Annotated in this window: 1 rRNA gene; it reads right to left on the bottom strand. The window is 56.4% G+C overall.

What is annotated here, in order from left to right:
* Positions 1 to 42: 42 nt before the first annotated feature.
* Positions 43 to 1215 (bottom strand): 23S ribosomal RNA (locus ACIBJB_RS47470); the annotation flags it as partial.

The following is a 1215-nucleotide window of genomic DNA, read 5'->3' as shown; positions in this document are numbered from 1 at the left end:
ACGGTCGTTGCCTCAGAACTAACACAGTGGACGCGAGCAAATATGGACAAGCCCTCGGCCTATTAGTACCGGTCACCTCCACCCATTACTGGGCTTCCAGATCCGGCCTATCAACCCAGTCGTCTACTGGGAGCCTTAACCCCTCAAAGGGGGTGGGAATACTCATCTCGAAGCAGGCTTCCCGCTTAGATGCTTTCAGCGGTTATCCCTCCCGAACGTAGCCAACCAGCCATGCCCTTGGCAGAACAACTGGCACACCAGAGGTTCGTCCGTCCCGGTCCTCTCGTACTAGGGACAGCCCTTCTCAATATTCCTGCGCGCGCAGCGGATAGGGACCGAACTGTCTCACGACGTTCTAAACCCAGCTCGCGTACCGCTTTAATGGGCGAACAGCCCAACCCTTGGGACCGACTCCAGCCCCAGGATGCGACGAGCCGACATCGAGGTGCCAAACCATCCCGTCGATATGGACTCTTGGGGAAGATCAGCCTGTTATCCCCGGGGTACCTTTTATCCGTTGAGCGACGGCGCTTCCACAAGCCACCGCCGGATCACTAGTCCCGACTTTCGTCCCTGCTCGACCCGTCGGTCTCACAGTCAAGCTCCCTTGTGCACTTACACTCAACACCTGATTGCCAACCAGGCTGAGGGAACCTTTGGGCGCCTCCGTTACTCTTTAGGAGGCAACCGCCCCAGTTAAACTACCCATCAGACACTGTCCCTGATCCGGATCACGGACCCAGGTTAGACATCCAGCACGACCAGACTGGTATTTCAACGACGACTCCCCCCGAACTGGCGTCCGGAGTTCAAAGTCTCCCAGCTATCCTACACAAGCCGAACCGAACACCAATATCAAACTGTAGTAAAGGTCCCGGGGTCTTTCCGTCCTGCTGCGCGAAACGAGCATCTTTACTCGTAGTGCAATTTCACCGGGCCTATGGTTGAGACAGTCGAGAAGTCGTTACGCCATTCGTGCAGGTCGGAACTTACCCGACAAGGAATTTCGCTACCTTAGGATGGTTATAGTTACCACCGCCGTTTACTGGCGCTTAAGTTCTCAGCTTCGCCCGACCGAAATCGGACTAACCGGTCCCCTTAACGTTCCAGCACCGGGCAGGCGTCAGTCCGTATACATCGCCTTACGGCTTCGCACGGACCTGTGTTTTTAGTAAACAGTCGCTTCTCGCTGGTCTCTGCGGCCACCCCCAGCTC

This window comes from Streptomyces sp. NPDC050759 (assembly GCF_044456945.1).
Taxonomy (GTDB): Bacteria; Actinomycetota; Actinomycetes; order Streptomycetales; family Streptomycetaceae; genus Streptomyces.
Note: the sequence above shows the minus strand (reverse complement) of the source record. Positions and strands in the feature narration are given on the sequence as shown.